The sequence below is a fragment of the Actinomyces bouchesdurhonensis genome (assembly GCF_963540955.1).
Taxonomy (GTDB): Bacteria; Actinomycetota; Actinomycetes; order Actinomycetales; family Actinomycetaceae; genus Pauljensenia; species Pauljensenia bouchesdurhonensis.
In genome coordinates, this window is record NZ_CAUTSL010000026.1 from 20,144 (window position 1) to 29,010 (window position 8,867).

Consider the following 8,867-nt stretch of genomic DNA (forward strand, 5'->3'; position numbering starts at 1 on the left):
CCCGAAGCGGCGTGCCAGTCGAAATGAGCGCCCTCCCGCGCAATAATTGCGCGTATGGCTAAGAAGGACCAGGTCGTCGACATTCCTGACAAGGACGAGAACATCTCCGAGATCGACGTATCCGCTGAAATGCGCGGTTCTTTCCTCGAGTACGCCGTCTCCGTCATATACGCGCGCGCCCTGCCCGACGCACGTGATGGCCTGAAGCCTGTCCAGCGTCGCATCTTGTTCCAGATGGATCAGATGGGTCTGCGCCCCGACAAGGGACACGTGAAGTCCCAGCGTGTGGTCGGTGAGGTGATGGGTAAGCTCCACCCGCATGGGGATTCCGCTATTTACGAGGCCTTGGTACGTCTAGCGCAGCCCTTCAATCTGCGGGTTCCGCTGGTCGATGGTCATGGGAATTTTGGTTCTCTGGATGATGGCCCGGCTGCCGCTCGTTACACGGAGGCGCGCATGGCGCCCGCCGCGCTGGACCTGGTGACGGGTTTGGACGAGGACACGGTGGACTTCGTTCCCAACTACGACAATCAGTTCATGCAGCCCGACGTCCTTCCGGCCGCTTTCCCGCAGCTGCTCGTTAACGGGGCCTCCGGCATCGCGGTGGGCATGGCGACGAACATCGCCCCCCACAACCTCACGGAGACGATCGCGGGCGCTATTCACCTGTTGGATCACCCGTCGGCCGCTGTCGCCGACCTGATGCGCTACATTCCGGGTCCCGACCTGCCTGAGGGCGGTGTCATTGTTGGCCTTGACGGCATCAAGGAGGCATATGAGAGCGGTCGAGGCGCGTTCAAGACGCGCGCAAAGGTCACAATCGAGCGTGTGACGGCCCGCAAGATGGGCATCATCGTCACGCAGCTGCCGTATATGGTGGGTCCGGAGAAGGTCATCGAGAAGATCAAGGAGAACACAAACGCGGGGCGCCTGAAGGGCATTTCGTCGGTCCAGAACCTCACCGACCGCATCCACGGCCTGCGCCTAGTCATCGAGGTGAAGAACGGCTTCAACCCGGAGGCTGTGCTCCAGCAGCTCTACCAGCGCACGCCGCTGGAGGATTCCTTCTCGATCAACGCCGTGGCCCTCGTGGACGGCCAGCCGCGCACGCTGGGCCTGAAGGAGATGCTCCAGGTGTTCCTGGATCATCGCATAGATGTGACGACACGCCGCAGCCGCTTCCGCCTGGCAAAGTGCGAGGATCGCCTTCACCTGGTCGAGGGCCTGCTCATCGCAATCTTGGACATCGACGACGTCATCGCGATCATTCGGTCCTCGGATGACGCGGAGATTGCACGCGAGCGCCTGATGACGGCTTTCGACCTGTCCGAGGCCCAGGCGAATTACATCCTTGAGCTGCGTCTGCGCCGCCTCACGAAGTTCTCCCGTATCGAGTTGGAATCCGAGCGTGACGAATTGCTGGCGACGATCGCGTCCCTGCGCGAAGTCCTGGAGGAGCCTGAACTGTTGCGCGCGCTCGTGAAGAAGGAGCTGCGCGAGGTCTCGGATCGACTGGGCACACCGCGACGCACGCTGTTGCTTGCCTCGACGGGCACGCCCGTGGGCGCGGCCACGGGCGCCGAGGATGCCGCACTGGCGGCGTTGCCATCGGTATCGCGCTCCGGCAAGGGCTTGGAGCTACAGATCCCGGACGATCCGTGCGTCGTCGTCCTGTCCGCATCGGGTGCTCTGGCCCGCATCGAGGGTGGAGATCCGCTGGAGCCTGGTCCGCGTGCGGCGTCGGATGGTTGGCGCGCGCAGTTGTCATCGACGGCCCGCTCGCAGGTGGCTGTGGTGACGGAGGACGGTATCGCGCACCGCATTGACGTGGTGGATCTGCCGGCACTCCCCCGTTTTGAGACAGGCCTGTCGCTGGCGGGCGCCATGCCGTCCTCGCTGCTGCTACACTCGGACGTTCCCGCCGTTGGTTTGCTGGATCCTGAGGGCGAGGCCGTGGTTGCGATGGGCACGGCACGAGGCACGGTCAAGCGCCTGCGCCCGGATGTGCTTCAGCGCGACGAGTGGGAGGTCATCGCCCTGGAGGACGGGGACCGTCTCGTGGGCTTCGATCAGTGCTCGGATGGGGCGGACCTGGTGTTCGTGTCCTCGGACGCGCAGCTGCTGCGCACCCCCGCCGCGAAGGTTCGCCCGCAGGGGCGCACGGCCGGCGGCATGGCGGGGATGAAGCTCAACCCCGGCGCCGAAGCCCTCGGTTTCTGGGTGGTCGAGGCCCCCATCGACGCTGTGGTGGTGACGGTCGCGGCGGCCCTCGGCGCGCTTCCGGGAACCGGCCAGACGACGGTGAAGGTCACGCCCTTAACGTCTTACCCATCGAAGGGGCGCGGCGGCCAGGGCGTGCGCTGCCAGCGCTTCCTGCGCGGCGAGGATCGCCTGGACGTCGCGTGGGTTGGCACGCGGCCTGGGCGGGCCGCATCCGCGGACGGCACCCCCGTGGACCTTCCCGCCGAGGACGATCGCCGCGACGGCTCGGGCGTGCCCATCACCTTCGCGATCGCGTCGATCGGCTGACGCTCTCCTGTTGTCGTGACGGTGGGGTGACCGGTTTTGTTTCCGGCCACCCCGCCACTTTGTCAATCATCAATGCTGATATGGGGGTGGGTCCGACCGCTCAGCCGGACCCACCCCCATCAGTTGAGGAGTACTCCCCCGTCAGCCTCGCAGCGTCCGATCGGCTGCCAAGATGTCTGCAACCTCGTCGCGCGTGGGTGAGTATGCACCCTGGTACAGAATCGTGATACCCGAGGTGACGATGCCGCGGTGAATGGCGGGCAGGATATGGTCCCACGACGCCTCACGCAGGCGCTGCTTCGCCTCGGGCGAACCCAGGAGTCCCGCGTCAACCAGGCCGGAGATCAGGCCGGCCATCAGCGAGTCACCCGCGCCCACTGTGTCCACCAGCTCGACGTCGAGGGGATCGACGACCAGCATGTCGCGCTCTGCGGCAGCCTTGATGTAGACGCCCCAGGGGCCGCGCGTGCACAGGATTAGGGACGGGCCGGACTGCGACCACTCGCGGATAACGTCCTCAACGGGGCGCCCCGGGTAGAGCCACTCCAGATCCTCGTCGGAAGCCTTCACAACGTCCGCGAGGGCCACGATCGCCTCGACGTGCGGGCGTGCCTCGTCCGGCGTGCCCAGCAGGGCAGGGCGAATGTTTGGGTCGTAGGAAACCGTGCCCCGGATGGCCTGGCGCTTGACGGCGGCCAGGACCTTGTCGGCGCCCGGCTCGAGGACGACTGCGTAGGAGCCGGTGTGCAGGTGTCCGACGGTGTCGGGTTCCTCCACGGAGGGCACGTCCCACGACAGATCGAATTCGTAGGTGGCGCGGCCTCGCTCATCAAGAGTCGCATGGGCGACCGTGGTGAAGTCGGCCCCGTCAGAGCCGGGCGTGAGGGTTACCCCCGCAGCTTCGGCGTGTTCGCGGACCTTGTCGCCACGCGCGTCGCGCGCGAACCAGGTCGCCAGCTCCGATTCGTGACCCAGCCGGGTCAGGCCGGCTGCGACGTTGAGCATCGATCCCCCGACGACCTCGACGGGTTCACTGTTTGGGCGGGTGATCTCATCGATGAGAGCTTCCCCGATGTTCACGATTCTAGTCATTCGTCAACCCCAGTTTCTCTTCCATTTCTTCGAGCGGAATGCCCTTGGTTTCGGGCATCACCTTCAGGACCCAGAATAGCTGACCGACCATCGCGAGGAAGAAGATACCGAACGCGAAGCCGCCGCCGAGCTGTTCCGTGAGGACCGGGAACGCGTAGGTGGTAATGAAGGCGAAGACCCAGTGTGTGAGCGAGCCCAGCGACTGGCCGCGCGCGCGCACGCGGTTGGGGAAGATCTCGGAGATGAACACCCAGATAACGGACCCTTGACCGAACGCGTGAGAGGCGATGAAGGCAAGCAGGCCAATCAGGATCAGCCACACCGGGACAGCGCTATTTTGCACGGACGCTCTTCCCTCGTAGGCGAACATCATGCCGGCGAGGAAGCCCAGCGACACGAGGTAGCCGATAGAACCAACAATCATGAGCTGACGACGGCCCAGCTTGTCGATAACGGTCAGGGCGGCCATCGTGGCGATCAGGTTCATGAGGCCGACGATGACGGAGCCGATGTAGGGGAAGGCATCACCGAGCACTTCGGCGCCGCCGGCGAGCTTCATGACCTTGGGCGCGTAGTAGAGGATCGCGTTGATGCCGGAGAGCTGGTTGAACATCGCGATGCAGAAGGCCATGAGGATGACCTTGCGGTAGCGGCGCGTAAAGAAAGCAACCTTGCCGCCCGCGGCATCCTCGGCGATCTGCGTCTTAATCTCGCCAATCTGCTCGGCGCTCTCCTCCTGCGTGGAGGTGAGGCGCTCAGAAATCTTGACGGCGCGTTCCTCGTGGCCGTGGGCCAACAGCCAGCGAGGAGTCTCGGGCACAGTGGCAAGGAAAATCAGGAAGAACACAGCCGGCACGGCCATGACACCGAGCATCCAGCGCCACGCAACATCTTGATGCACAATTTCGCGGATGATTGCATTCGAGGCGTAGGCCAGGAGAATGCCGAAGACGATATTGAACTGGACCAGACCCACCAGGCGTCCGCGCACGCGGGCCGGCGCAATTTCAGCGGTATAGATAGGTGCGACCACCGAAGACAAGCCGACACCGATGCCCCCGAGGAAGCGGAACAGCATGAAGAAGGCAATCGGGAAAGAGGACGCGGCCACAAACTTACCGTCCTCGACCGGATTGAGTGTAGGAACCGGTGCCAGGGCGGTTGCCAGGGCGCCGACGCCAAAGAGAATACCAATCCAGAAGAGGATAGGTTTACGACCAAAGCGGTCGGCGAGTTTACCGGCGACGATGGCACCGCAGATCGTGCCGATGGTTGCGATGGCAACGATCATGCCCTCACCCATGGAGGAGAGAGCGTACAGCTCGGTGAGTTTTTCTTCCGCACCGGAAATGACCGCCGTGTCAAAGCCGAAGAGTAGGCCGCCGAGAGAGGCAACGATGGCGCTTCGAATGACCAGAGGCGGAATGGACGTGGTTTGTGCTGACGACTTCGTAGTCATGCTAGCTCCGCACTGTGGAGATGGGGCGCGCGTGGCGCCGAGGACTCTCGCGGTCCCCCGCTGCGAGCCTAAAAAATCAATTGGTCAGACAATTAGGACTAAAGGGGCACTTCCTCACAAAACGCTCAATCGAACCAACTCCCCACACATCCGTTCATGGAATGACATTCGCCACATGCAAGCTCCCAGTGAGCAGCATTCCACGATGCGAAATGAATGTCACACTTCGATTGCATAAAGCCTGGTCTGACCGACCGTGCGGAACCCCAAGGAATCATAGACAGCCAACGCACCCGTGTGGTTCGCAGACCCGACACCGGTACCCGCCCGATCCATCCCATCGCGCCTCTGCGCCCACATCGACGCCAGGATCAACGCGTCCGCGACGCGACTCTCACGCCAAGCCGACAGCACACCCAGCTGATCGATATACCCCTCGCGCCAGCCAAGCGCCACCCAATCCTGCTCGTAGCGCGACGCCAGGAGGAAACCCGCGACGCGCGGACGATCACCCGTTCGGTCTACTGCCAGGAACGACCACTCAGGTGCGAACGCCGTACGTCCCTGCATCCACTGCTCCTGCGTCAGCGGAGGACGCCCCCACTCGGACTCGTTCAGGCGATTCGCAGCACGCAAAGCCGGTTCTTCCCACTGAGACCCCCAGGCCTCGACACTCATATACAACCCCAAATCCGGCACGGGCATCAGATCGTCCAGAGACGCACGCAGCTCGTAGTACGTGCGCGCCCATCGGAAACCATGCACCTTCAGCTGCGCCTCAAGATCATCCTGCCCCGGCTCAACGTGACACGTGATTTGGGCAGGACCATCGCCCTCCACACTCGCCAACATCTGACGGGCAGTGCCCTCCTGCCAATCCACGATCGCATTACCCAGGCCGATACGCCGGAAATCAGGATCCACACCCCCAATGCACACACACTCCACACGCCCCGGAAAACGCAAAACCACCTGAGCGAACGCCACTAGGCGACCCGCTGCGATACCCCTACGCGCGATCCCGACCAGGCCGCGCCAATTCGAAGCCGACGACAACATCTCCTCCACCTCATCCGAGCTGGTGCGGTACGGCGGATTATCGCGAGCCTCCATGCGCGCGAAAAGAGCCGCCAGACCGACGTGATGGTCGGCGGTCAAAGGCTCCCACTCGATGCCATGATGCTCGCCCGGAAAGGGGACGAATTCGGGGGCACCGGCTCTCTGCGCGAGAGGAATGCTCATGCTCGCCTCCTAGTGAACTACTGATCGATCGTGTAATAAACCTCAGCGGTTTCATCGACGAAACCGAGATGCTCATAGATACTATGTGCCCGGTCCGGACTCGACATATCCACATCCAGCCCAATACGTGAAGCACCCGACGCGGACGCGGACGCAACCGCATGCCCCACGAGTGCACTCGCAATCGAACGACCACGATGAGCCTCAGCGACACCCAGGAGGTAAATGTATGCCTCCGGGCGACCCGTTGCGACCCACCGCTGCGCCGGCCGACCCGTCATCGCATAGCCGACCACACCGTCCTCACGATCGACGGCCACAAACGACCAGCGCGGATCGAAGTGATTCATCGCATCATCCCACCACAGGGCACGCAGCGGGGAACGGAACGCCTGCTGGAAGGCCTCCATATGAATCGCACGAATCTGGTCCTGCGGAACCTGACACCAGGGCAGAACGTTGTAGCCGTGGCGTGCCTGCGGAGCGACCTCACCGCCAGCCAGATCGCGATACATGACCTGGTAAGTTCGCTTGGCGAAGAAGCCAGCCGCAATGTAAAGCCGACGCCGATCCGTCATGTGTGCGTCCACCAGGTTTGAAATAGACACCGGAACATCAGACTCGGCACCGAAAGTCTCAACCAGCATCTGGCGCGCCCTGGCGTCCTGCCAGTACAGCAGGGCGCGGCCCACGCCTCTGCCTCGCCAATGGGGATGAATGTACGCGCTCACGATGGCGGTCGCAGCCTCGTGGATGCCTCGCAGCACGCGCACCGAAGCGACCGCGCAAAAATTACCTTTCGTATCCAAGCCAACGATCGTATCCACCCAATCGCGACCGTTCTCACCTTCCATCATGTCCGCAATGTCATCCACGGAGGTGCGCCTAATCGCCTGGTCCTCGTCTTCGATGAGGGAGATCAGCGCGTACACGGCGGGCGCGTCACGACCGATCAAGGGCCGCCAGCGCAACCCGAGGTGGTTCCCCGGGTACGGGACGGACCCGGGCGGCGTAAGTCGCTGCGCAAGTCCTGTCATGAGCTACATCCTAGCGGCTCATAGGGCCTTTAGTCACACTGACGTTGGACAGTTGCCCTTCCATTTTGAACAACTGTGCAGCGCGCAGACCCTGTTCACCAGACATTACGCATCAATTCGCATACGATCTAAGCCTGCGGACTCATTGACAATGAACTCTTTACGTGGCCCCACAGTCGAACCCATAAGCAGCTCGAACACATCCTCAGCCTGGCGCAAAGCCTCCTCATCAGCCAACGTGATGCGACGAAGCGAGCGGTGCGCCCGGTCCATCGTGGTCTCAGCCAGCTGGTCGGCATCCATCTCCCCCAAGCCCTTGTAGCGCTGAATGGGTTCCTTCCAGGTGCGGCCCGAGCGGCGCAGCGCGGCGAGCTTACGATGCAGCTCATCCTCGGAGTACGTGTAGATATACTCGCGCTTCTTGCGTCCCTTACCCGCGACCTCAATTCGATGCAGCGGCGGGACAGCAGCGTAGATACGACCGGCCTCGACCATGGGCCGCATGTAGCGGAAGAACAGCGTGAGCAGCAAGGTGCGGATGTGCGCGCCGTCCACGTCGGCGTCGGTCATGAGGATGACTTTGCCGTATCGAGCCTGGGACAGGTCGAATGTACGGCCCGAACCCGCGCCGATCACCTGGATGATATTGGCGCACTCGGCGTTCGCCAGCATGTCCGCAGTAGACGCCTTCTGCACGTTAAGGATTTTCCCTCGAATCGGGAAGAGAGCCTGGTACTGGGAGTTGCGCGCAGCCTTAGCCGTGCCCAGGGCAGAGTCGCCCTCGACAATGAAGAGCTCGGTCTCCTCGACGTCCTCGAGTCGGCAGTCCGCGAGCTTGGCAGGCAGCGAGGAGGTCTCCAGCGCGTTCTTCTTGCGCGAGATTTCCTTGTGGATGCGCGCGGAGACGCGGGCCTTCATCTCGCCGACGACCTTCTCCATGAGCAGCGAGGTCTGCTGCTTGTCATCGCGCTTGGAGGACGCAAACTTCGCCTTGAGCCAGTCAGTGACGACGCGGTTGACGACGGTGCGGATCTGGGGGGTTCCCAGGGTTTCCTTGGTCTGTCCTTCGAACTGCGGCTCGGGGAAGCGCACGGTGATGACGGCGGTCATGCCGGCCTGCACGTCGTCCTTTTCGGGGCGCCCGTCCTTGGCGACGACCTTGAGTTTGCGCGCGTTCTTGTCGATGGCGGCGCGCAGGGTCTTCAGGACTGCCTGCTCGAAGCCGGTCACGTGGGTGCCGCCCTTGGGGGTGGCGATGATGTTGACGAAGGAGCGGACGGTCGTGTCGTAGCCGATGCCCCAGCGCAGCGCGATGTCGACCTCGCAGGTGCGCTCGACGTCGGTGGCGCGCAGGTGCCCGGTCTCGGAATCGAGGGCCTGCACGGTCTCGTTGTAGGTGCCCTCACCGGTGATGTGCCACGTCTCGGTGACGGGGCCGTCGGAGGCGAGCCAATTCGCGAAGTCGACGACGCCGCCGTCGAAGCGGAAGCTCTCGTGGAGTTCCTCCT

Annotated in this window: 6 protein-coding genes; 1 reads left to right on the plus strand and 5 read right to left on the minus strand. The window is 63.2% G+C overall.

Annotation, left to right across the window (positions count from 1 at the left end):
• Positions 1-54: 54 nt before the first annotated feature.
• A complete protein-coding gene (locus tag RYL44_RS05985; RefSeq protein WP_314975395.1) occupies positions 55-2,529 on the plus strand; it encodes a DNA gyrase/topoisomerase IV subunit A in 2,475 nt (824 codons plus the stop codon).
• A 141-nt stretch (positions 2,530-2,670) separates the two neighbouring features.
• Here the strand turns inward: RYL44_RS05985 and RYL44_RS05990 are convergent, their stop codons facing one another.
• From RYL44_RS05990 to RYL44_RS06010, 5 genes are all read right to left on the minus strand, one after another.
• Positions 2,671-3,621, minus strand: a complete 951-nt coding sequence (locus RYL44_RS05990; protein WP_276739469.1) for a PfkB family carbohydrate kinase — start codon at positions 3,619-3,621, stop codon at positions 2,671-2,673.
• Positions 3,614-5,080 (minus strand): sugar porter family MFS transporter, encoded by a 1,467-nt coding sequence (locus tag RYL44_RS05995; RefSeq protein WP_314975396.1) that lies wholly within the window; start codon positions 5,078-5,080, stop codon positions 3,614-3,616. The genes RYL44_RS05990 and RYL44_RS05995 overlap by 8 nt, the downstream gene beginning before the upstream one ends.
• Positions 5,081-5,299: 219 nt before the next feature.
• Positions 5,300-6,322 (minus strand): GNAT family N-acetyltransferase, encoded by a 1,023-nt coding sequence (locus RYL44_RS06000; protein ID WP_276739473.1) that lies wholly within the window; start codon positions 6,320-6,322, stop codon positions 5,300-5,302.
• Positions 6,323-6,339: 17 nt separating this feature from the next.
• On the minus strand, positions 6,340-7,278 hold the full coding sequence (locus tag RYL44_RS06005; RefSeq protein ID WP_084795716.1) for a GNAT family N-acetyltransferase: 939 nt from the start codon (positions 7,276-7,278) through the stop codon (positions 6,340-6,342).
• A gap of 186 nt (positions 7,279-7,464) precedes the next feature.
• Positions 7,465-8,867: toprim domain-containing protein (locus tag RYL44_RS06010; RefSeq protein ID WP_314975397.1), on the minus strand; the 1,403-nt coding region annotated here is incomplete at its 5' end.

Excerpts from the sequence above, each read along its gene's own strand:
- RYL44_RS06000 (WP_276739473.1), bottom strand. The coding sequence starts at position 6,322 with ATGAGCATTCCTCTCGCGCAGAGAGCCGGTGCCCCCGAATTCGTCCCC.
- RYL44_RS05985 (WP_314975395.1), top strand. The coding sequence starts at position 55 with ATGGCTAAGAAGGACCAGGTCGTCGACATTCCTGACAAGGACGAGAAC.
- RYL44_RS05995 (WP_314975396.1), bottom strand. The coding sequence starts at position 5,080 with ATGACTACGAAGTCGTCAGCACAAACCACGTCCATTCCGCCTCTGGTC.
- RYL44_RS05990 (WP_276739469.1), bottom strand. The coding sequence starts at position 3,621 with ATGACTAGAATCGTGAACATCGGGGAAGCTCTCATCGATGAGATCACC.